Raw genomic sequence first — 21789 nt, 5'->3', positions numbered from 1 at the left:
GGCAAAATAAAATGAAGCAGTGCGCACAAAAAAAAGTTTGGCAAACCATCATCCAAGAAGCTCGTGAACAATCCGAGCAAGAGCCGATGTTGGCGAGTTTTTATCACGCGACGATCATTAAGCATGATAGTTTGTCAGCGGCATTAAGCTATATTTTAGCCAATAAACTCAATACAGCATCCATGCCAGCAATGGCGGTACGTGAAGTGGTGGAAGAGGCGTTGGCTGCAGATCCGACGATTAGTGAGTTTGCTGCGTGTGATATTTGCGCTACCGTCAATCGTGATCCGGCTGTATCCATGTACTCAATGCCGCTATTGTATTTAAAAGGTTATCATGCGCTACAGGGGTATCGTGTCGCGAACTGGCTGTGGAAGCAAGGGCGTATCGCATTAGCTACCTATTTACAAAATCAAATTTCAGTCGCTTGTCAGGTAGATATTCATCCTGCGGCCAAGATTGGTTGCGGAATCATGCTTGATCATGCAACAGGGATTGTGATTGGTGAAACAGCCGTTGTTGAAGATGATGTATCCATTTTACAAGATGTGACACTAGGCGGTACCGGAAAAGAGTGTGGTGATCGCCATCCGAAAATTCGTGAAGGAGTGATGATTGGCGCTGGGGCAAAAATCCTTGGCAACATAGAAGTTGGCGAAGGCGCGAAAATTGGTTCGTGTTCTGTGGTACTACAGCCAGTGCCTCCCCATACAACGGTTGCTGGAGTGCCTGCGCGTATTGTCGGTCGTCCGAAAACCGATAAACCGTCATTAGATATGGACCAGCAATTTAATGGTCGTTCACAAACCTTTATTGGTGGTGATGGTATTTGACCGACTATCCCCCTTAGCTGCCCTGACCACTTTGAGTGGCGGTTAGGAAGGGAAGCAAACCAACAAAAAAAGAGGATGCTCGGCATCCTCTTTTTCATGTTGAGTCAATCAAACCATCGCATTGAGTTCAGCGAGCGTCTCTTCCGCCCATTCGATCCATGCTTGACGAGTGAGCAAATTACGACGCAAGGTTAGGCGTTCTAAACGTTGCTGTTTATCCATCATCGCAGGATTTGCATAATAGGCTGACTCGATATCTTGATAGTGGCTAACAAGCTTACGAGATTCTTCGATTAATCCAATTAATTGGAGACGATAAGGTTCAGCAGATTGTACTGAGCACGCCATGAGCTTAGCGCTGAATTCATCTCTAACCGTTGGATGTGCCGTTGGCTGATCAAACCATTCACCTAGAGCACGACGGCCCGTTTCGGTGATTGAGTAAACTTTACGATCAGGCTTGCCATCTTGAGGCTCTAGTACACAAGTCACTAGCCCTTGTTGCCCCATTTTATTCAGTTCACGGTAAACTTGTTGATGACTTGCCTTCCAAAAATAGCCAATACTGGCTGAAAATTCCTTAGTGATATCGTATCCAGTAGCATCACGAGTACTAAGAACGGTAAGAATAACGTGTGGTAATGACATGTCTTTAATCCAAATGGTGAGTAACTTCGTAATTGACTGAACCATCTTATGTACTTCTATCGGCACATTGGGATATGAGGTATCAGTCACGCAGCATCGAGTGCTGTCACTGTCACCTTAAAAAGCCTGTATCACCTAGGATTATGATGTTGTATTGATTGGACTGTGATTTGAAATAGTTATTAGGGCATCACAGGGTTTTGCATTATATCTAAATAATAAGCATAAAGTAGAATAAAAACAGTTTTTTCAATAAAAAAGTTGATAATTTTCTCAATAATCGCGCCCGAGCCTATAAAAGGCCATCTAAAGATGGCCTTTTGCTCTTTGTTTAGAGTTTTATGCTAATTTAATCAACCTGTATTGCGCATTCCGGCTGCAATGCCTGCAATGGTGACCATCAACGCTTCCTCTAACTCGGGATCCGCTTCTGTTGATTGACGAGTCCGATACAACAACTCAGCTTGCAGCATGTTCAATGGCTCGACGTAGATGTTACGCAGACGAATCGACTCATGGCCCCAAGAATCGCTTTGCATCAGATTCTCATTGTTTTCAACATTGAGTACCGTTTTGATGTCTTTTTGGAGCTGGTCTCGTAAGCGATCACCCAATGGACGTAATGCTGGCTCGACCAAGCGTTGGTCATAGTAACGAGAGACATCAAGGTTACATTTTGTGTATACCATCTCTAACATGCCTAAGCGAGTGGAGAAGAATGGCCATTCACGACACATCTCCTCGAGCAGAGCTTGATGGCCTTTATCAACTGAGTATTGAATCGCTTCACCAGCGCCGAGCCAAGCTGGGAGAACCAAACGGTTTTGACTCCATGAGAAGATCCAAGGAATCGCTCGTAGGCTCTCCACACCACCTTGCGGATTACGTTTGGCTGGGCGAGAGCCAAGCGGCAGTTTACCTAACTCAAGTTCAGGGGTTGCTTGACGGAAGTAAGGGACAAAATCCGCTTCACCACGCACAATAGCTCGATACGCTTCACAAGAGACTTGTGAGAGAACCTCCATTAAGTCGCGCCACTCTTGCTTTGGTTCTGGTGGTGGTAATAGATTCGCTTCTAAAATAGCGCTGGCGTAAAGATGTAAACTGTTGATGGCAACTTCGGGCAAGCCAAGTTTAAAACGAATCATTTCCCCTTGTTCGGTGACTCGTAATCCGGCTTTTAAACTCTTCGGTGGTTGTGATAACAGCGCTGCATGTGCTGGTGCACCGCCACGACCAATCGAGCCACCACGACCATGGAATAACGTGAGATCAATGCTCTCTTCTTCGCACACCTTGACTAGGTCTTCCATAGCTCGATATTGAGCCCATCCGGCGGCCATCACCCCTGCATCTTTTGCAGAATCAGAATAGCCAATCATTACCATTTGTTGGTTTTGAATGAAGCCACGATAGAGATCAATCGCGAGTAGCTGTTTGATTACGCTTTCAGCATTATTGAGATCGTCGAGCGTTTCAAACAATGGGCAAACACTCATTCGATAAGGACAGCCAGACTCTTTTAATAATAGATGGACAGCTAAGACATCAGAGGCGGTATGAGCCATAGAAATTACATAAGCACCAAAGGCATCTTGCGGTTGAGCTGCAATAATTTTGCATGTTTCTAAAACCTCTTTTACCGATTCAGACGGCTGCCAATCCAATGGAAGTAGTGGACGTTTGGAGCTCAGTTCATTGGTTAAAAAAGCCAGTTTGTCTTGTTCGCTCCACTGATTGTAATCGCCAATGCCTAGGTAGCGAGTAAGCTCGGACAATGCTTCGGCATGGCGGCTACTTTCTTGACGAATATCGAGACGAACCAAGTGGATACCAAAAGCCTTCACTCGGCGTAGAGCATCGAGTAGCGAACCGTCAGCAATGACGCCCATGCCACACTCATGCAGTGATTGATAGCACGCGTATAATGGATCCCATAGCTGGCTCTCGGTCCGTAAAGGCGCTTTAACCGCCAGTTTTTGGCCATGTAACTTGCTATCGAGAATATCCAGTGTTTCTTGCAATAAACTGCGTACACCTTTAAGAACGGCGCGATAAGGTTCGTGCTCTTCTTCGCCCGCTAAAGTGCGTAGCGCCTCTGTGCACTTGGTCATGGATAATTCGCTGATCAATTCATTAATATCAGCTAAGTATAAATCGGCGGCTTTCCAGCGTGAGAGGAGTAAGACTTCACGTGTCACACTATGGGTTACAAAGGGGTTACCGTCGCGATCTCCACCCATCCAAGATGAAAAATGCACGGGCCGTGCGTCAATCGGTAACCCTTCACCAAGGTTAGCCTTAATATTATCGTTTAACTCACGTAAAAATTCTGGAACGGCTTGCCAGAGTGAGTTCTCAACTACGGCAAAGCCCCATTTTGCTTCATCGAGTGGTGTTGGGCGTTGCTTACGAATGACGTCAGAGTGCCAGCCCTGAGCAATTAACTGCTCTAGACGACGTTCGATTTTTTGACGCTCTTTAGAAGACAGATCGCTCAGTTCAAGATTCGATAAACATTGGTTAATTTTGACCAAATTATTGATCATAGTACGACGAGTGATCTCAGTCGGATGAGCGGTAAGAACTAATTCGATGTTTAAATCACGAACGGCTTGGATTGCATCAAATTGGCTGATTTTTTTATCCGCTAATTTGCTAAACAAGCTTTGCAGTGCATTGGAGTCGTCTAGATGGTCTTCACTGTGTCGAGAAATAGTGTGATATTGATCAGCGATATTGGTTAAGTTGAGAAATTGATTAAAAGCGCGCGCGACCGGAGTCAGTTGATCATTATTGAGGTGCTTGATTTCTTCGATGAGTTTTTCTCGGTCGGCTTGGTTGCCTGCTCGAGCTGATTTAGAAAGTTGTCGGATGGTTTCGACTTTTGCCAAAATAACGTCGCCGTCAGCGGCTTGGATGGTTTGCCCTAGTAATCGACCCAGCATGCTCACGTTACTTTTTAGAGCGGCGTATTTTTCATTCATTATCATCCTGCCTTGTAAAAAAATTACATCCAATGTCATCTATTTAATTACACAATCTAGCGAAGTTTGTCTAGTGGAGTCAAATAAAGCATACAAAGATTTCATTTATGTCAGGCTGTATTTTGTTAGAGAAATGGTGGCAAAATAACTTATTTTGTTGAAATTTTCTTACAATTGACCGAAATCATTATCATGGTTATGCCGGCATCATTATTAATGTGAAACCTTGATGAGATGTTGCGCCGCTCTCGCTATCAACACCATCCAACGAGCGGCGCGGAGGAAATAGGATTACTCAGTAAAGCAGTATTTATTGATGGCTTGAGAAAGAATATTCACGGTCGGTTCGATAAAATCGAAGGATAAATATTCATCGGGTTGATGCGCTTGATCGATAGAGCCGGGACCAAGAACTAGAGTTGGACACAACTGCTGTAGAAACGGAGCTTCGGTGCAATAATTGACCGTTTGCGAGGGTTGTCCACACAGTTCACTCACGCCAAGGATAAACGGATGATCGTGCTGACATTCATAACCAGGGATCGGCTCATGTAATGCTTCAATCGCAATACGGCCAGGCCATTTGTCTTGAACGTCTTTGAGTGCGCCGCGCAGTAGATTATCGAGTCCATCTAAGCTAATTCCCGGTAAAGGCCGGACATCATAATGCAGCTCACAACAGCCACAGATACGGTTCGGACTATCGCCGCCATGAATATGGCCGAGATTGAGGGTCGGACTCGGAATCTCGAAGCCTGGGTGATGATACTCTTTAATCAGTCGGTCACGCAGTTGCATCAGGGCAAACATGACTTCGTACATAATCTCAATCGCATTAACACCCAGCGCAGGATTGGATGAATGACCAGACTGCCCTGTTACGCGAATCGCATTGGCGACGTGACCTTTATGTCCACGAACAGGCACTAAGCTGGTCGGTTCACCAATAATGCAGTAATCGGGTTGAAAAGGTGCGTTAGCCGTAAAATGTCTGGCACCCAGCATGGTCGTCTCTTCATCACAGGTCGCTAAGACATACAGGGGTTTATTTTGCTTACTCCAATCGATATTTTTGACTGCCTGATAAATGAAAGCAAAAAAACCCTTCATATCAGCTGTACCTAAGCCGTAGAAACGATCGTTGGCCTGAGTTAAAGCATGAGGTTCAAAGTTCCAGCGGCCTTGATCAAAAGGCACGGTATCACTGTGTCCTGCTAAGAGTAACCCACCTTCACCAGTGCCTTTTTGGGCAATTAAATTATGTTTTCCTGGCGCAACCTCTTCCACTTGGGTGGTAAAACCGAGCGCTTCAAACCATTCTGCTAATTTAGCAATCACCTCACTATTACCGTGATCCCATGTTGGGTCAGTGGAGCTAATGGAAGGCGTGGAAATCAGGCCCGAATAGACCTCCAAGAAACTGGGTAATTGCATATTATCTTTGCTCCTACTATTGACAGAATATCGCTGAAAATGTAAAACACATATTAAATCACTTTTTATGAATAAAAAACCAATTAAAGCCCGTTTTTATAAATTAAAAATCAGTTTTAATTTAGGTTTTGCTCCGTTTGGGATGGGTATTAATGTTAAAAACCGCAATTATTGGTGCAAGTGGCTATACCGGTGCTGAATTGGCACTGATGGTGGAAAAACACCCTCAACTCAAACTAGCAGGTTTATATGTTTCCGCCAACAGCCTCGATGCAGGAAAATCAATGGCCGAGTTGCACGGTAAACTAGCGAATTTGGTTGATATGGAGATTCAGCCTCTCGTTGACCCACTTGTTGTTGCGAGTGACTGCGATGTGGTGTTTTTAGCTACAGCACATGAAGTCAGTCACGACCTAGCACCAATTTTTCTTGCCCAAGGTTGTCAGGTGTTTGACTTATCTGGTGCTTTTCGTGTGAAAAGTGAGGGGTTCTATCCCAATTATTATGGTTTTGACCACCAACATCGTGAATGGTTAGACAAAGCGGTTTACGGCTTAGCGGAATGGAATCGGGAAGCGATTCAGCATGGTTCACTGATAGCCGTGGCGGGATGCTATCCGACAGCGGCGCAGTTGGCTATCAAGCCGTTGATTAACGCAAGTTTACTCGATACTGAGCAGTGGCCAGTGATTAATGCGACCAGTGGTGTAACTGGCGCTGGTAGAAAAGCCACCCTAAGCAACAGTTTTTGCGAAGTGAGTTTACAACCTTATGGCGTCTTTACTCATCGTCACCAACCAGAAATTGCCACCCATCTAGGCTGTGAGGTGATCTTCACTCCTCATCTGGGTAATTTTAAACGGGGCATTTTAGCGACGATAACCATGAAGTTGGCTGCTGGTGTCACAGCGCAGCAGGTCGATGAGGCGTTTATTCAAGCTTATGCTGATAAACCCGCGGTCAGACTGAAATCCAGTTTACCATCGATTAAAGATGTTGAATTTACGCCATTTTGCGATTTGGGTTGGCGTGTACAGGGCCAGCATCTGATCGTCGTTTCGGCGATTGATAATTTGTTAAAAGGGGCATCGAGTCAAGCGATGCAATGTTTAAATATTCATTACGGTTTTTCTGAGCTAACGGCTTTGGTGTAAAGCACCAAGCGTAAGGGTGAAATATGATAGATACACAGCATAATCCATTGGTGATTAAATTAGGCGGCGCAGCGCTGTCTTGTTCTGACACGCTAAGCAAATTGTTTGGCGCTATCGCACTGTATCAAGCTCAAGCTCAGCGACGAATTGTCATTGTTCATGGTGGCGGTTATTTGGTTGATGAGTTAATGGCAAAATTACACCTGCCGACGGTAAAGAAAGAAGGGCTACGTGTTACCCCTTATGAACAAATTCCTTTTATTGCCGGAGCGTTAGCAGGAACGGCCAATAAAATGCTCCAAGGACAAGCCATAAAAGACGGTTTGAATGCTATCGGATTATGTTTAGCGGATGGTGGCCTATGTCAAGTTGAAGAGCTCGATCCTGAGCTTGGGGCGGTAGGTAAAGCTCTGCCGGGTAATTCACAACTGTTACAAGCCATTCTTAATGCTGGCGGGCTACCGATCATCAGTTCGATTGGTCTTACTGCAAGCGGACAAATGATGAATGTCAATGCCGATCAAGCGGCGGTGGCGGTAGCCGGTGCTTTGGATGCCGAGTTAGTTTTGCTCTCTGATGTGAGTGGAGTCTTGGATGGCAAAGGGCATTTATTGGCCAGCTTAAATGCCCAGCAAGCGACCAGTTTGATTGCTGGTAAAGTGATCACCGATGGCATGATCGTTAAAGTCAAGGCTGCGCTAGAGGCCGCCAATGATTTGGGACGTCCTATTCAAGTGGCGACATGGCGTTACCCAGAGAAACTGCACAAGCTATTTGCTGGTGAAAGTATTGGAACCCAATTTTTACCACAATAAATCACACAGGCAATCGGTGGCGGAGAGCCACTAAACACAATCAATAGGCCTTAGTGCAGACCGTGAATCGGCGGTACTGGGCAATGGAGAAAGCGTCAATGAGTAAAGTTCAAGTTAATAAAGTAGTGGTTGCCTATTCTGGTGGTCTGGATACCTCGGTAATTATTCCATGGTTAAAAGAAAACTATGCCTGTGAAGTGGTTGCCTTTGTCGCAGATGTCGGCCAAGGAGAAGAGGAGCTACAAGGCATTGAAGCAAAAGCGAAAGCCTCGGGTGCTTCAGAGTGTTATGTCGTCGATTTAAAAGAACAGATGGTTGCTGAGTATATTTATCCAACCTTAAAGACGGGGGCGTATTATGAAGGAAAATACCTGCTAGGGACCTCAATGGCTCGGCCAATTATTGCGAAAGCGCAAGTAGAGATCGCTCGTAAAGTAGGCGCTGATGCCCTGTGTCATGGTTGTACTGGTAAAGGTAACGATCAAGTACGTTTTGAAGGTGCGTTTGCTGCCCTTGCACCAGATTTACATGTAATCGCGCCATGGCGAGAATGGGATATTGTCAGCCGTGAAGAGTGCCTCGACTATCTTGCTGAGCGTAATATCCCTTGCGCCGCATCGTTAACTAAAATTTACTCACGTGATGCTAATGCGTGGCACATTTCCACGGAAGGTGGTGTACTGGAGAGTACTTGGAATGCCCCTAATGAGGACTGCTGGGTATGGACCGTTGATCCTGAACAAGCACCAAATGAAGCTGAGTATGTCACTTTACAAGTGGAAAAAGGTCAGGTAATTGGTGTTGATGGTGAATTAATGACACCTTATAACGCCTTAGTTTATTTGAACGAAAAAGGCGCTAAACATGGTGTTGGTCGAATCGATATTGTTGAAAACCGTCTGGTCGGTATGAAATCTCGCGGCTGTTATGAAACTCCGGGGGGGACGATTATGATGGAAGCGCTACGTGCGGTTGAGCAGTTGGTACTAGATAAAGCATCGTTTGAGTTTCGTGAAGAGCTTGGCATTAAAGCCTCACATCTGGTGTATGATGGCCGTTGGTTCACCCCACTACGTGAAGCAGTGTTTGCCGCTGCCGATCAGCTCGCTCAGCAGGTTAATGGTGAAGTGGTGATCAAGCTTTACAAAGGGCAAGCGATCGCCACTCAGAAACGTTCTGCGAACAGTTTGTATTCAGAAGCGTTTGCTACCTTTGGGGCTGATGAAGTGTATGACCAAAGTCATGCTGGTGGGTTCATTCGTTTGTACTCCTTAGCCAGTCGGATTCGTGCCATGAACGAAAACAAATAACCATCAGGATATGGAGTGATGGTACTGTAAGAGATTCGTCCACAAGGATCGCTAAGCGATCCTTGTTTTTAACCCGAGTACAAGATGTTTTCCTATGGCGTATGCGCCTTAGGTCAAAGGTAGGAGAAACGCAATGGCATTATGGGGCGGAAGATTTACCCAAGCAGCAGACACCCGGTTTAAACAATTTAACGACTCCCTGCGTTTTGACTACCGATTAGCTGAGCAAGATATTGTCGGCTCGATTGCTTGGTCGAAAGCGTTACGGTCGGTGAAGGTACTGACAGAACAAGAGCAGCAAGCGCTAGAATTGGCATTAAATGAGTTAAAGCTTGCAGTAATGGAAGATCCTGAGCAGATTCTGTCATCGGATGCGGAAGATATTCACTCATGGGTTGAGCAGCAACTGATCGGTAAAGTCGGTGATTTAGGTAAAAAGCTGCACACTGGACGTTCACGTAATGATCAAGTCGCCACCGATTTAAAATTATGGTGTCGTCAGCAAGGCCAGCAGTTACTGCTCGGCTTGGATAGATTGCAGAGTCAGTTGGTTTCGGTTGCGGAGCAACATCAAGCCACTGTTTTGCCTGGCTATACACATTTGCAGCGTGCTCAACCGGTGACCTTCGCCCATTGGTGTTTAGCTTATGTCGAAATGTTTGAGCGTGATTATTCACGCTTAAAAGATGCGCTACAACGATTAGATACCTGTCCACTTGGTTCTGGTGCACTGGCAGGAACCGCTTATCCTATTGATCGTCAGCAGTTGGCCTATGATCTTGGGTTCCGCCGGGCTACGCGTAATTCACTCGATTCGGTGTCGGATCGCGATCATGTGATGGAACTGATGTCGGTGGCATCGATTTCGATGCTCCACTTATCGCGTTTAGCCGAAGATATGATCTTCTATAACTCTGGAGAGTCTGGATTTATTGAATTAGCGGATACCGTAACCTCCGGTTCATCATTAATGCCGCAGAAGAAAAACCCCGATGCACTCGAATTGATCCGTGGTAAAACTGGTCGGGTTTATGGATCGTTAGCAGCGATGATGATGACCGTAAAAGCTTTGCCTTTAGCCTACAACAAAGATATGCAAGAAGATAAAGAAGGGATGTTTGATGCGCTTGATACTTGGCATGATTGTATGGAAATGGCAGCCTTGTGTTTTGACGGGATCAAAGTGAAAACGGAGCGGACTTTAGAAGCGGCCAAACAAGGGTATGCTAATGCTACTGAACTGGCCGACTATTTAGTGGCTAAAGGTATTCCGTTTCGTGAAGCGCACCATATTGTCGGCGTCGCGGTGGTTGGTGCTATCGAAAAAGGCTGTGCATTGGAAGAGTTATCCTTGGCTGAGCTAAAAGCCTTTTCTCCCGTGATTGAAGATGATGTTTACGCCATTTTAACCATCGAATCATGCTTAGAAAAACGCAGTGCACTCGGTGGTGTAGCGCCGTCACAAGTGGCTTATGCGGTTGAAGAAGCCGAAAAGCGTTTGGCGAAGCGGGATGCAAGCGCTGTGAAAGTGCGCCCAGCACGTTTAACGGATATTGAACGTCTAGAGGGTATGGTTGCCTATTGGGCTAATATGGGAGAGAACTTACCCCGTTCACGAAATGAAATTGTACGTGATATTGGTTCATTTGCTGTGGCTGAACATCATGGAGAGATCACTGGATGCGCCTCGCTTTATGTTTACGATTCAGGATTAGCAGAAATTCGTTCTCTTGGGGTTGAAGCAGGCTGGCAGCGTCAAGGTCAAGGTCGTGCGATTGTCCACTATTTGGTGAAAAAAGCGCAGCAAATGGCAATCAATAAAGTGTTTGTACTGACTCGTTCACCAGAGTTTTTTATGAAGTTAAACTTTATTCCAACCTCGAAAACGTTATTACCGGAAAAGGTACTAAAAGATTGTGAGCAGTGCCCGCGGCAACACGCTTGTGATGAAGTGGCTCTAGAAGTGGATTTTTCCCAGCGGATTGTTGTTCATCAACGATAAGTTTTAGGATCTTTTATGGTTTAAGCCAAGTAAAATAAAAGATCAAAAAAGATCGTTGCAAGTGGAACCAACGAGAAAAAGCATAGTCTATATCTGTACCACTGCTTTTTCTTAGATCGCTCTAAGAGAGCCCTAAAACTCCTTTTCGTTTTAGGGCTTTTTTGTGGGCGAGTGATCAGTCGAGTTTTTTTGACGCTCTCGCCAAGGTAGTACGACAAACTTCATCCATAAATGTAAAAACAACAAACCATTAAAAGCGAAACCTGCGAAGAGAAGGGCAATCGACGCGATGGCGGTTGGCTCATTTCTAAATAACCAAAACCAGACTCCCCAGCAAGCGACAGATAGTAAGGTCAACCAATCAATACAGCGTTGGCAACGACCGATTTTTTTCCAGAACCATGCTTGGTCACAGTAGTGGCAACTGGTGAGTTTCATGGTGACTCCTTGTGAGTGATTGATGGCTGTGAGTATGTTACCGCTATCGACAAAGCCCGTGAAGTTTTTACCCACTGCTGTAATGCTGGTGAGGAGAATATAAAAACTTTGATAGTCACCAGCATTCGATGTTATGGTTTTTGATAGGTATATTCTTACTGCAGCAGTGACGCTATAACGAGAGGCCTTTTCTGTTGCTTTCGATATGATTGATGGTTTTTATCTAGGAATAAGATGAACATTCGAGATTTTGAATACTTAGTGGCTCTTGCTGAGCATAAGCATTTTCGTAAAGCCGCTGAATCCTGTTTTGTCAGTCAGCCGACACTGAGCGGACAAATTCGTAAGCTAGAAGATGAACTGGGTACGGCATTGTTAGAGCGTAGTAGTCGGCGGGTATTATTTACCGATTCAGGGTTACAGCTTGTTGACCAAGCAAAACGTATTCTCAGTGAAATTAAAGTTTTCAAAGATATGGCCAGTCAACAAGGGGGAGCCATGAGTGGCCCGATGCACATCGGGTTTATTCCGACATTAGGTCCTTATTTATTACCGAAGATTATCCCAGAGCTCAAAGCTCGATTTCCTGATTTGGAACTCTATTTACATGAAGCGCAAACGCATCAATTAGTCCGTCAGTTAGAAGAAGGCAAACTCGATTGTTTGGTATTAGCTTCGGTTGAAGAGAGCGCTCCTTTTAAAGAAATCGATATCTACAATGAGCCGATGAGTATTGCTGTGCCTTGCTCACATGAATGGGCTGAGCGTGATGAAGTGGATATGCTGGAATTGAATGGAAAAACCGTACTGGCTTTAGGAGATGGTCACTGCTTACGAGATCAAGCGTTAGGTTTTTGTTTTGCGGCGGGGGCGAAAGATGATGAGCGTTTTAAAGCCACTAGCTTAGAAACTTTACGTAATATGGTCGCCGCTGGTGCTGGGATTACCTTGTTACCACAGTTGTCGCTACCGGACGAAAAAACCAAAGATGGTGTTTGTTACATCAAAGCGGTCAATCCACAACCATCACGACAAATTGTTTTGGCTTATCGACCGGGTTCACCATTGCGTCAGCGCTATGAACAGTTAGCTCAGACCATGAAAGAGCGGTTACAAGTCTTAGCCTCTCAATAGGTTATCTATTTTGCCCCTGAAAATAATGCCGCCCCTTAATAGGGGCGGTCGAGCTTAAAATAGGCTGTCATTATCATCTAAATAGATGCTGTGAGGTGTATCCTCTTGTACATACTCTTTGGGTTCCGTTCCTTGAACAAAGTATTCGAACATAGAACTGGCATCCAATTTATTGGTGAGTAGCCCACTGTCACGATCAATTCTCACACGAATAATGTTCGGTGGGATGGTTTTTTGTTGAGCAGGCACACCATCCAGAGCGATACGCATAAACTCTACCCAGCCTGGTTGGGCTGTTTTCGCTCCAGCCTCAGCGCCAGTAATATCATCGTCGGTATTGGGGTTAGGTGCTGTACTACCTAAATTACGACTATGGTCATCAAATCCAACCCAAGCCGTTGCGACCATGCCTGGTCCAAAGCCATTATACCAAGCATCTTTCGAGTCGTTCGTTGTCCCTGTTTTTCCGCCCACATCACGACGTCTTAAGGTTTGTGCGCGCCAGCCAGTACCATTCCATCCCGTTCCTGCACGCCAGTCACCGCCGCCCCAGATATTGCTATACATCATTTCACGTACGAGGAAGGCGTTCTGTTCGGAAATCACCTGTGGTGCATAATTGGTGCTAGCGTCTTGCTCATTAAACGGATTATCGGATGATGATTGACAATCCTGATGACAAACCACTTTGGGGTTGGCTAAAAACTCGACATGACCAAAACTGTCTTCAACTTTGTTGATGTAGAATGGCTCAACATAATATCCACCGTTAGCAAATACCGAATAGCCTTGAGCCATTTTGACTGGCGTTAAGCTGCCTGCGCCGAGAGCAATGGTTTCAGAACGCGGTAGTTGCGATAATTCAAAGCCGAATCGAGTCAAGAATTGTCGAGTCTCTTCCAAACCGACTTCACGCAGTACACGAACTGCCATGACGTTTTTCGACTGCGCTAGACCAATCCGCAGACGAGTTGGACCGACGTAAGTCGGGGGCGAGTTTTTGGGACGCCAAGCAATGCCTTGGCTTTGATCCCATTGGTTAATCGGAGCATCGTTGATTAATGAGGCTAGAGTGAGGCCTTTTTCCAAAGCCGCAGAGTAAATGAACGGCTTGATACTTGAACCAACCTGACGGACTGATTGTGTCGCACGGTTAAAATTACTGTGGACAAAGTTAAAGCCACCAACCAGTGCTAGTATCGCCCCATTCTCGGGATCCATAGCAACGAATGCGGTATTTGCATTAGGCACTTGGCTCAATGCCCAGTGTTCTTGTTCATCACCAATAGCGTGCTGGCGACGAATCCATACTTGTTCACCTACCGCTAAAATATCACTGGCTTTATTTGGCAAAGGTCCTTGACGATCATCCGTAATAAATCGCCTTGCCCAGTTCATGTCTTCCCACGCAATCGTCTTTAGTCCTGCATTTTTTACCCAAACCTGAGCCGATTTCTCTTCGACTTTAACTACAATCGAAGGCAGAAGATCACCGTAGGTTGGTTCGCTACGTAAATGAGCGATCATCGTAGGGGTATCCCAAGCGGATTGCCCAGCTTTCCAAAGTACTTTTTCTGCACCCCGGTAGCCGTGACGCATATCGTAAGCGAGGAGATTATCGATAGCTGCTTGGTTCGCCGCTTGTTGTAACTTGGTATTGACCGTCGTGTAGACATTCATTCCAGAGGTATAGGCGGTTTCTTCACCATAGCGTTCGACCATCCATGCGCGTGCAATTTCTGCCACATAGGGGGCGCGTAGCTCAATTTCTGCCCCATGGAACTTGGAGATCAGCGGTTCATTACGAGCCTGATCATACTCTTGTTGCGTGATGTAGTTTTCTGCCAGCATACGCAACAGAACGACGTTACGACGGTGAGTGGCTCGCTCCACAGAGAAAAGGGGGTTCATCGTAGAAGGTGCTTTGGGTAAGCCAGCAATCATCGCAATTTCGCTTAAAGTCAGATCCTTAACCTCTTTACCAAAGTAGGTTTGGGCCGCCGCACCCACGCCGTAAGAACGATGACCAAGGTAAATTTTATTCAGGTAAAGCTCTAAGATCTCTTCTTTGCTTAAAAGTTGCTCAATATGAATAGCAATGAAGATCTCTTTAATTTTGCGCATAATTTTCTTCTCATTAGATAAGAAGAAATTACGAGCCAATTGTTGAGTAATGGTGCTCGCCCCTTGAGATGCACTCCCTGACGCCATGACGGCCACAGCGGCACGAGTAATCCCGATTGGATCAAAGCCGTAGTGTTCGTAAAAACGTGAATCCTCGGTTGCGATCACCGCTTCGAGTAATTCTGGTGGCATTTCATCGAGACGTAATGGAATACGTCGTTTTTCACCAAATTGAGCAATCAGTTTACCGTCTTCACTAAACACCTGCATTGGAGTTTGTAGCCGAACGTCTTTTAATTCAGCAACATCGGGCAGATCTGGCTTTAGATAAAAGTAGAAGCCAAAGATTGTAGTGACTCCAAGAATAATGCAAATCAATGAAAATATGAGTAAACGCTTTATGAACTTCACCGGAGAATCCCTGTTTAGTAGAGGCTGTCTTAATACAAACCCCTGTACTCTAGACTAAAACCTCAGCACTTAAAAATAGTGAACGGTTATTTTCTCACAAATAAGTGTGTGAGGCTGAGAATTGTCACTGGAGTAATGGTATGAGTAAATCATTAGTAATTGGTGTCGATATCGGTCATCACAGCATCAAAGCTGTGGCACTCAAACCGAACGGTGAAAATTATTCACTATACGGTTGCATAGAAATCGTCATCACTGACGACATTTTCGCCGATAACGATACGTTGAATTATCAGAAAATTGTAAAGAAACTAAAAGAACTAAAAAAGAGTTTGCCGTTATTCAGTCGTAAAGTTGCGATTGCACTGCCTGATACTGCGGTGATTAGTAAAGTATTACAAATAGATAGCGACTTAGATGAGCGTGAAAAAGAGTTTGCTATTTATCAGGCTTTTTCTCATCAATCTCCCTTGCCGATGGAAGAGTTGAGCTTAGATTTTGTCCCCTTGTCGATCCAAGAGTTCGGTAAAAACCGCACGATGGCCTATCAGGTCTATGCCACCCGGCGTGAAGTCGTCGTTAGTCGCTTATCCGCGATTAAAGAAGCTGGGCTGGAACCCACCTTACTGGATGTGCAATTGCATGCGCTCGCTCAGATTTGGCAACGAGTGAGCCAAGCTCAACAGCGCACAGATTGGATGTTGGTTGATGTGGGTTATAGCCAAACTACCTTATGTCTCGATTTTGCCGATAAGGCGCCTTTTTATAAGGATATTGCCTTAGGTACGCGTTGGTTTGAATTGCCATCACTGGCTGAAACGATGGTGGGCAGTGATGAACGTAATCAGTGGCTATTTAATCGATTGTTTGTCGAGCGTTTAACTCGTCAGCTGCAGTTATTTACTTCCGTTCATGGTCAGCAAAGCCTCGCAGGGATTTGGTTATCTGGTGGTGGAGCGATGATGGACGGACTAGCAGAAACCATCACTGAGCAGCTTGGTTTACCTTGTGAACGGTTTGCCCCATTAACCTCTTTTGTTAACAAAATCACTCAACGTAAGCGGTTACACGATCAGCCAAAATTCACGGCTGCAGCAGGTCTTGCGTTGCGAGGAATCGCATGGTTGGAGGATGGGCATGTTGCATAGCATCAATTTATTTCCTTGGCGAGAGGCGCAGCGTGCTGGCCATAAACGACGTTTTCTTCAGCTTATGAGTCTCGGAGTATTAATCGCTTTACTCATGCAATGGGGCGCTGGTTACTACTTTGATCGACAGAATCAGCAACAACAGAGGCGATTAGTTTTTTTGAATCAACATATCCAGCAATTGGATCAGAGATTACGAGCTCTCAAAATGACCGAAGCTGAGCATCAAGCACTGCAAGCGCGGTTAAGTGTTGTTGAGTCTTTGCAGCAAAAACGTAATAAAACCACGCAATTAATGCATTTAATGCCAGAGTTGATTCCTGAAGGGGTTTACGTGGATAAAATTAGTATGAAGGGAGATGAAGTCGAAGTCAGTGGGATTAGCGATAGCACTGCGCGCTTAGCCACCATGTTAGACAAATTAGAAAAATCACCACACTTATCTGCGGTCGGTATGCACTCGATTGTCGCAGGAACCCAACGTTTTAATAAAGATTTTCAGAGCTTTAAGGTATCTTTTCATTTCTATGCAGTGCAGCCAGCATTAGGGGCATCCATTTTACAAGGTGAGCACCATGGCTAATCTTCGTGATCTGGATATTGATGAATTACTCGAATGGCCACTCAATGCCCAACTAATGGTGATTATATTGTTGATGGTGGCGATCCAAGTTATCGGTTATGGCATGTATTTATTGCCTAAACAAGAGGTACTTGAGGGGCTAAAGCAACAAGAGTCGAGCCTTAAGTCGATGGTGCGAATCAAGGCCAATAAAGTTGCGGCATTACCTCAGTTGCAAACTCAACTGGATGAGTTAACTGAGCGCTATGATTTTCTATTGCGCCAGCTCCCCGCACAGCAAGAACTGGCCAGCCTACTTGCTTCTGTGAACGAACTGGGATTAGAAAATGGATTAACGTTTACCCGAATCGATTGGGGAGAAAAGCAACCGCAGGCATTTTTATACCGCTTGCCTTTGAATATTGAACTTACAGGGAATTACCACAACATTGGTGATTTTTCTCAAGCGATAGCCACTTTGCCAAGAATCATTAATGTCGATGACGTCGATTGGCAAAGAGTCAGTCAAGAGAGCAGCACCTTACATTTCAGAGTACGAGCTTACACCTACCAATTTAAAGCGGAGGAAGTCGATGAGAAGTAGTACGTCAATCATGACTGTGCTGATCGCTCTTATTTCCTTAGTGGGGTGCAAAGCCAATCAAGAGTCTCTAGTGGATTACCTAGCTGAAGTGGAAGCGAAGAGCCAACAAGAGGTGACCCGTTTGATGCCTCGCACTTCTTTTCAAGCGTTTGAGTATGCACAACATCACGCACGTGAGCCCTTTGTTTTGCCACGAGAGGCGATAGCTCAAAATCAACCGATCACTAATAGCCATTGTTGGCAGCCTAAATCGAGAGGAAAAACCAGCTCACTAGAGCGATACCCACTGAGTCAGTTGCAATTGCGTGGCGTGATGAGCCGTGAAAGTCAGGTCTCTGCTTTGATTCAAACGCCCGATGGCATGGTGGTTACTATTCAAGCGGGTCAGTACGTCGGGGTAAATAATGGGCAAGTTATACGTGTGGCTGAGGATCATTTGCTGATTAAAGAAACCTTACCGGATGGATTAGGGTGCTGGAATCAGCGTAACGTCACATTGGCTTTGAAATAAACATTTCTGTTTAGAGACTAAATTATGATTAAAGGATTATCTTCAAGTATCGTGGCAGTGCTGCGCTACCTGTGCATCACGCTATGGCTAGGTTTAGTATTGACGACGCAGGCTGCTCTAGCAAGTGATAGCAATCAGTTTAAACACATCGATTTTCGGGTAACCCCTGATAAAGCTGCGGTGATTGTGATTGAGTTAGCGTCTGCATCGAGTGTGGTTGATGTGCAGAAAACGACCCACGGGTTGAGCATTGAATTATTAAAAACGGATGTGGCTGAGGAACAACTTTATCTGCTTGATGTACAAGACTTCACGACCATAGTTGAAAATATAGAGATTTTTCGTCAAACACCGAGCACGCTACTACTAGCAAAAGTACACGGTCCTTTTCATTATGACTATCAGCTCAAAGGTCGTTATGTTGAAGTGACGATAACGCCGTTAAAAGCCGATGTTCAAAGTGCGCCAGCCAATGTTCTTGAACCATCAGCCAAGCTGATTTCAATTAACTTTCAAGACATTCCGGTACGTAACGTTTTACAACTGATTGCTGATTATAATCAGTTTAATTTAGTGGTATCTGATTCAGTTTCAGGGAATTTAACTCTGCGTTTAGATGGTGTGCCATGGCAGCAAGTGCTGGATATTATTCTGCAAGTTAAAGGCTTGGATAAACGAGTTGAGGGTAACGTCATTTTGGTGGCTCCCAAAGCGGAACTCGATCTACGTGAAAAGCAGCAACTTGAAAAAGCCCGTTTGGCAGAAGAGTTGGGGGATTTGCAATCAGATATTATTAAAATTAGTTTCGCTAAAGCGTCAGATATCGCTGAAATGATTGGCGGGACGGGTGCGGTGAATATGCTCTCTGAACGAGGTTCAATCAGTATTGATGAACGTACCAATGCCTTATTAATTCGTGAGTTACCAGAAAATATTCATGTGATCCGAGAGATTATTGCTGCCTTAGATATCCCTGTTAAACAGGTGCAAATTGAAGCGCGGATAGTAACCGTGAATGAAGGTAATCTTGATGAACTCGGTATTCGTTGGGGCGTGAGTTCTACACGTGGTAATAATACAGTTGGTGGTTCAATAGAAGGCAACTTAGCAGGCATTGGTCTCTATCAGCCAGAAGATGGTAGTGAAATGGTGAATAACTTCCTTAACGTCAATTTGGGAGCGACAGCGGCGAATGCTTCGAGCATTGCTTTTCAAGTGGCTAAGCTAGGTTCAGGGACGTTACTCGACCTTGAACTATCAGCGATGCAGAGAGAATCGAAAGCAGAAATTATTTCCAGCCCACGACTTATCACGACCAATAAAAAGCCAGCTTATATAGAGCAGGGGACTGAGATCCCTTATTTAGAATCCTCTTCTAGTGGTGCGACCACGGTAGCATTTAAGAAAGCCGTACTGAGTTTACAGGTTACCCCGCAGATTACGCCGGATAATCGCTTGGTATTAGATTTAAGTGTCACTCAAGACCGACCAGGCGATATTGTCAAAACCGGAACAGGGGAAGCGGTGGCAATCCACACGCAACGGATTGGCACCCAAGTGTTGGTTAATAATGGTGAAACCGTGGTGCTGGGCGGTATTTTTCAACACAGCATTACCAATACGGTTGATAAAGTGCCATTATTGGGCGATTTACCTTTGCTGGGAGCTCTCTTTCGACGTAGCTATCAGCAAATGGGTAAAAGTGAGCTACTGATTTTTGTGACACCAAAGGTTGTAATTCAGTAACTTAGTGTGATTATTTCCGCTAAAGCAAAATTAAAGTTGCATTAGTGGCACCTTATCTAGATAATTTCGGGTCTTATCACGAATTATCTGTGAGGAATAGGTGCCACAAGCATTCCTATCGTCGACCGCTGTCTGACGAATCTTGTGGCGATGTCATTGAATTAACGTTGTAAATTACTGCTAAACATGGCCGAAAAACGCAATATTTTTCTTGTTGGCCCGATGGGCGCTGGCAAAAGTACAATTGGTAGACACTTGGCTCAACAACTTCATATGGAGTTTGTTGATTCCGATACTGTCATTGAAGAGCGCACTGGCGCAGATATCGCATGGGTATTTGACGTTGAAGGTGAAGAAGGCTTCCGCAAACGCGAGGAAGCGGTGATCAATGATCTTACTGAGCAACAAGGTATTGTTCTCGCCACTGGTGGTGGCTCAGTGATCAGCAAAGAAAACCGTAACCGCCTTTCTGCTCGAGGCGTGGTTGTCTACTTAGAAACCACTATTGAAAAACAATTAGCACGTACTAACCGTGACAAGAAACGCCCTTTACTACAGACGGATCATCCTCGAGAAGTGTTAGAAGCACTTGCTGATGAGCGTAATCCTCTGTATGAAGAAATTGCGGATATCACAGTACGTACCGACGATCAAAGTGCAAAAGTGGTAGCCAACCAGATCGTAAAAATGCTAGAAGAACACTAACCAGTTCTTTTATTTTGGAGTGCAAACCATGGAACGGATTACGGTCAGCCTAGGTGAGCGTAGCTACCCCATTTCAATCGGTGCCGGATTATTAAATAATCCGGCCCTTCTTCCTCTTTCCGCCCAGCAAAAAGTGGTGGTGATCACCAATCATACGGTTGCGCCACTTTATGCTGAGCGATTACTTGCCGTTCTAGAGCAAATCGGCTGTTCATCGGCTCTACTGGAACTTCCGGACGGCGAACAGTACAAAAATCTCGATACCTTCAATACTGTCATGAGTTACCTACTTGAGCACAATTACAGCCGCGATGTGGTGATTGTTGCGCTTGGTGGTGGGGTGATTGGCGATCTTGTCGGGTTTGCGTCTGCGTGTTATCAGCGTGGCGTGGATTTTATTCAAATTCCAACCACATTATTAGCCCAAGTAGACTCATCGGTTGGTGGCAAAACGGCGGTGAATCATCCGTTGGGTAAAAATATGATTGGGGCATTCTACCAGCCTCAAGCGGTAATTATTGATACCGACTGTCTCGCGACACTGCCAGCGCGTGAGTTTGCTGCTGGCATGGCTGAAGTGATCAAATATGGCATCATTTACGATCATGATTTCTTTGTGTGGCTTGAAAACCATCTCGATGATTTGTATGCCTTAGAGTCATCGGCATTGTCTTATGCGATTGCTCGTTGTTGCCAAATTAAGGCAGAGGTCGTAGCTAAAGATGAGAAAGAGTCAGGCATTCGCGCATTATTAAATTTAGGCCATACTTTTGGTCATGCCATTGAAGCTGAGTTAGGTTATGGCTGCTGGTTGCATGGTGAAGCGGTAGCGGCAGGTACAATGATGGCCGCGGTAACGGCTAAGTTGCAAGGTTTGATCACCGAGCAGCAGCAACAGCGTATTCATGCCATACTGAAAAAAGCGCGCTTACCTGTACATACGCCGAGTAGTATGAGTTTTGACGATTTCATCAAACATATGATGCGTGATAAAAAGGTTTTGGCGGGTGAGTTACGTTTAGTGTTGCCTACCGGTATCGGGACGTCTGAAGTGGTAAAAGGTGTTTCGCAAACGGTGATTAAGCAAGCGATAGACGATTGTCGTAACCTATAGATATTCTGCCTATTTAGCGCTACAGCGGCGTGGGTGAGATGCTCTCATTGATAGTTTTTCAATCTCGATTAGAGTGAACGTCTGACCGCTGTACCGTTTCCTTGGTCAG

General features: G+C 45.2%; 18 protein-coding genes. 13 read left to right on the top strand and 5 right to left on the bottom strand.

Features of this window, described 5'->3' with window-relative positions; genetic code table 11:
• Positions 1 to 11: 11 nt before the first annotated feature.
• Positions 12 to 833, top strand: a complete 822-nt coding sequence (cysE, locus tag BSR11_RS11355; protein ID WP_072670472.1) for a serine O-acetyltransferase — start codon at positions 12 to 14, stop codon at positions 831 to 833.
• A 108-nt stretch (positions 834 to 941) separates the two neighbouring features.
• On the opposite strand, the gene BSR11_RS11350 is transcribed toward cysE, so the two are convergent.
• The 3 genes from BSR11_RS11350 to argE form a co-directional block, all read right to left on the bottom strand.
• Positions 942 to 1481, bottom strand: a complete 540-nt coding sequence (locus tag BSR11_RS11350; RefSeq protein WP_072670616.1) for a PadR family transcriptional regulator — start codon at positions 1479 to 1481, stop codon at positions 942 to 944.
• Between the two features lie 353 nt (positions 1482 to 1834).
• On the bottom strand, positions 1835 to 4468 hold the full coding sequence (gene ppc / locus BSR11_RS11345) for a phosphoenolpyruvate carboxylase (RefSeq protein ID WP_072670471.1): 2634 nt from the start codon (positions 4466 to 4468) through the stop codon (positions 1835 to 1837).
• A 291-nt stretch (positions 4469 to 4759) separates the two neighbouring features.
• The gene (gene argE / locus BSR11_RS11340) at positions 4760 to 5902 is read right to left on the bottom strand and encodes an acetylornithine deacetylase (RefSeq protein WP_072670470.1); all 1143 of its coding nucleotides are present in this window, start codon (positions 5900 to 5902) and stop codon (positions 4760 to 4762) included.
• A gap of 152 nt (positions 5903 to 6054) precedes the next feature.
• Here argE and argC point away from each other — a divergent pair, with 152 nt between their 5' ends.
• The 4 genes from argC (at position 6055) to argH (ending at position 11183) form a co-directional block, all read left to right on the top strand.
• Positions 6055 to 7056 (top strand): N-acetyl-gamma-glutamyl-phosphate reductase, encoded by a 1002-nt coding sequence (gene argC, locus BSR11_RS11335; RefSeq protein ID WP_072670469.1) that lies wholly within the window; start codon positions 6055 to 6057, stop codon positions 7054 to 7056.
• A gap of 23 nt (positions 7057 to 7079) precedes the next feature.
• A complete protein-coding gene (gene argB / locus BSR11_RS11330; RefSeq protein WP_072670468.1) occupies positions 7080 to 7871 on the top strand; it encodes an acetylglutamate kinase in 792 nt (263 codons plus the stop codon).
• A gap of 98 nt (positions 7872 to 7969) precedes the next feature.
• Positions 7970 to 9181 (top strand): argininosuccinate synthase, encoded by a 1212-nt coding sequence (locus BSR11_RS11325; protein ID WP_072670467.1) that lies wholly within the window; start codon positions 7970 to 7972, stop codon positions 9179 to 9181.
• Positions 9182 to 9314: 133 nt separating this feature from the next.
• Positions 9315 to 11183, top strand: coding sequence for an argininosuccinate lyase (gene argH, locus BSR11_RS11320; protein ID WP_072670466.1), 1869 nt, complete (start codon positions 9315 to 9317; stop codon positions 11181 to 11183).
• Positions 11184 to 11333: 150 nt separating this feature from the next.
• Here the strand turns inward: argH and BSR11_RS11315 are convergent, their stop codons facing one another.
• Complete coding sequence (locus BSR11_RS11315) at positions 11334 to 11621, bottom strand: DUF3624 domain-containing protein (protein ID WP_072670465.1); 288 nt, start codon at positions 11619 to 11621, stop codon at positions 11334 to 11336.
• Between the two features lie 234 nt (positions 11622 to 11855).
• Here BSR11_RS11315 and oxyR point away from each other — a divergent pair, with 234 nt between their 5' ends.
• Positions 11856 to 12755 carry a DNA-binding transcriptional regulator OxyR gene (gene oxyR, locus BSR11_RS11310; RefSeq protein ID WP_072670464.1) on the top strand — a complete coding sequence of 300 codons (900 nt, stop codon included), beginning with the start codon at positions 11856 to 11858 and terminating at the stop codon, positions 12753 to 12755.
• 54 nt (positions 12756 to 12809) lie between these two features.
• On the opposite strand, the gene BSR11_RS11305 is transcribed toward oxyR, so the two are convergent.
• Positions 12810 to 15290 (bottom strand): penicillin-binding protein 1A, encoded by a 2481-nt coding sequence (locus tag BSR11_RS11305; protein WP_072670463.1) that lies wholly within the window; start codon positions 15288 to 15290, stop codon positions 12810 to 12812.
• A gap of 140 nt (positions 15291 to 15430) precedes the next feature.
• On the opposite strand from BSR11_RS11305, the gene pilM reads away from it, so the two are divergent.
• From pilM to aroB, 7 genes are all read left to right on the top strand, one after another.
• A complete protein-coding gene (pilM, locus tag BSR11_RS11300; RefSeq protein ID WP_072670462.1) occupies positions 15431 to 16438 on the top strand; it encodes a type IV pilus assembly protein PilM in 1008 nt (335 codons plus the stop codon).
• Positions 16428 to 17021, top strand: a complete 594-nt coding sequence (locus BSR11_RS11295; protein WP_072670461.1) for a PilN domain-containing protein — start codon at positions 16428 to 16430, stop codon at positions 17019 to 17021. The genes pilM and BSR11_RS11295 overlap by 11 nt, the downstream gene beginning before the upstream one ends.
• Complete coding sequence (locus BSR11_RS11290; RefSeq protein ID WP_072670460.1) at positions 17014 to 17604, top strand: type IV pilus inner membrane component PilO; 591 nt, start codon at positions 17014 to 17016, stop codon at positions 17602 to 17604. Before BSR11_RS11295 ends, BSR11_RS11290 begins: the two co-directional genes overlap by 8 nt.
• The gene (locus BSR11_RS11285) at positions 17594 to 18115 is read left to right on the top strand and encodes a pilus assembly protein PilP (protein WP_072670459.1); all 522 of its coding nucleotides are present in this window, start codon (positions 17594 to 17596) and stop codon (positions 18113 to 18115) included. Before BSR11_RS11290 ends, BSR11_RS11285 begins: the two co-directional genes overlap by 11 nt.
• Before the next feature lie 24 nt (positions 18116 to 18139).
• Positions 18140 to 19861 carry a type IV pilus secretin PilQ gene (locus tag BSR11_RS11280; RefSeq protein WP_072670458.1) on the top strand — a complete coding sequence of 574 codons (1722 nt, stop codon included), beginning with the start codon at positions 18140 to 18142 and terminating at the stop codon, positions 19859 to 19861.
• 186 nt (positions 19862 to 20047) lie between these two features.
• Positions 20048 to 20566: a shikimate kinase AroK gene (gene aroK / locus BSR11_RS11275; protein WP_040903956.1), complete on the top strand. Its 519-nt coding sequence runs from the start codon at positions 20048 to 20050 to the stop codon at positions 20564 to 20566.
• 28 nt (positions 20567 to 20594) lie between these two features.
• Positions 20595 to 21680, top strand: a complete 1086-nt coding sequence (gene aroB, locus BSR11_RS11270) for a 3-dehydroquinate synthase (protein ID WP_072670457.1) — start codon at positions 20595 to 20597, stop codon at positions 21678 to 21680.
• Positions 21681 to 21789: the final 109 nt, after the last annotated feature.

Origin of the sequence: Vibrio injensis (assembly GCF_001895205.1) — a bacterium.
Classification (GTDB): domain Bacteria; phylum Pseudomonadota; class Gammaproteobacteria; order Enterobacterales; family Vibrionaceae; genus Vibrio; species Vibrio injensis.
Note: the sequence above shows the minus strand (reverse complement) of the source record. Positions and strands in the feature narration are given on the sequence as shown.

Coding starts and splice junctions, on each gene's coding strand:
- BSR11_RS11325 (WP_072670467.1), top strand. CDS start 7,970: ATGAGTAAAGTTCAAGTTAATAAAGTAGTGGTTGCCTATTCTGGTGGT.
- aroB (WP_072670457.1), top strand. CDS start 20,595: ATGGAACGGATTACGGTCAGCCTAGGTGAGCGTAGCTACCCCATTTCA.
- BSR11_RS11290 (WP_072670460.1), top strand. CDS start 17,014: ATGGCTAATCTTCGTGATCTGGATATTGATGAATTACTCGAATGGCCA.
- argB (WP_072670468.1), top strand. CDS start 7,080: ATGATAGATACACAGCATAATCCATTGGTGATTAAATTAGGCGGCGCA.
- BSR11_RS11295 (WP_072670461.1), top strand. CDS start 16,428: ATGTTGCATAGCATCAATTTATTTCCTTGGCGAGAGGCGCAGCGTGCT.
- aroK (WP_040903956.1), top strand. CDS start 20,048: ATGGCCGAAAAACGCAATATTTTTCTTGTTGGCCCGATGGGCGCTGGC.
- BSR11_RS11280 (WP_072670458.1), top strand. CDS start 18,140: ATGATTAAAGGATTATCTTCAAGTATCGTGGCAGTGCTGCGCTACCTG.
- cysE (WP_072670472.1), top strand. CDS start 12: ATGAAGCAGTGCGCACAAAAAAAAGTTTGGCAAACCATCATCCAAGAA.
- BSR11_RS11315 (WP_072670465.1), bottom strand. CDS start 11,621: ATGAAACTCACCAGTTGCCACTACTGTGACCAAGCATGGTTCTGGAAA.
- oxyR (WP_072670464.1), top strand. CDS start 11,856: ATGAACATTCGAGATTTTGAATACTTAGTGGCTCTTGCTGAGCATAAG.
- BSR11_RS11285 (WP_072670459.1), top strand. CDS start 17,594: ATGAGAAGTAGTACGTCAATCATGACTGTGCTGATCGCTCTTATTTCC.
- argC (WP_072670469.1), top strand. CDS start 6,055: ATGTTAAAAACCGCAATTATTGGTGCAAGTGGCTATACCGGTGCTGAA.
- pilM (WP_072670462.1), top strand. CDS start 15,431: ATGAGTAAATCATTAGTAATTGGTGTCGATATCGGTCATCACAGCATC.
- argE (WP_072670470.1), bottom strand. CDS start 5,902: ATGCAATTACCCAGTTTCTTGGAGGTCTATTCGGGCCTGATTTCCACG.
- ppc (WP_072670471.1), bottom strand. CDS start 4,468: ATGAATGAAAAATACGCCGCTCTAAAAAGTAACGTGAGCATGCTGGGT.
- BSR11_RS11350 (WP_072670616.1), bottom strand. CDS start 1,481: ATGTCATTACCACACGTTATTCTTACCGTTCTTAGTACTCGTGATGCT.
- argH (WP_072670466.1), top strand. CDS start 9,315: ATGGCATTATGGGGCGGAAGATTTACCCAAGCAGCAGACACCCGGTTT.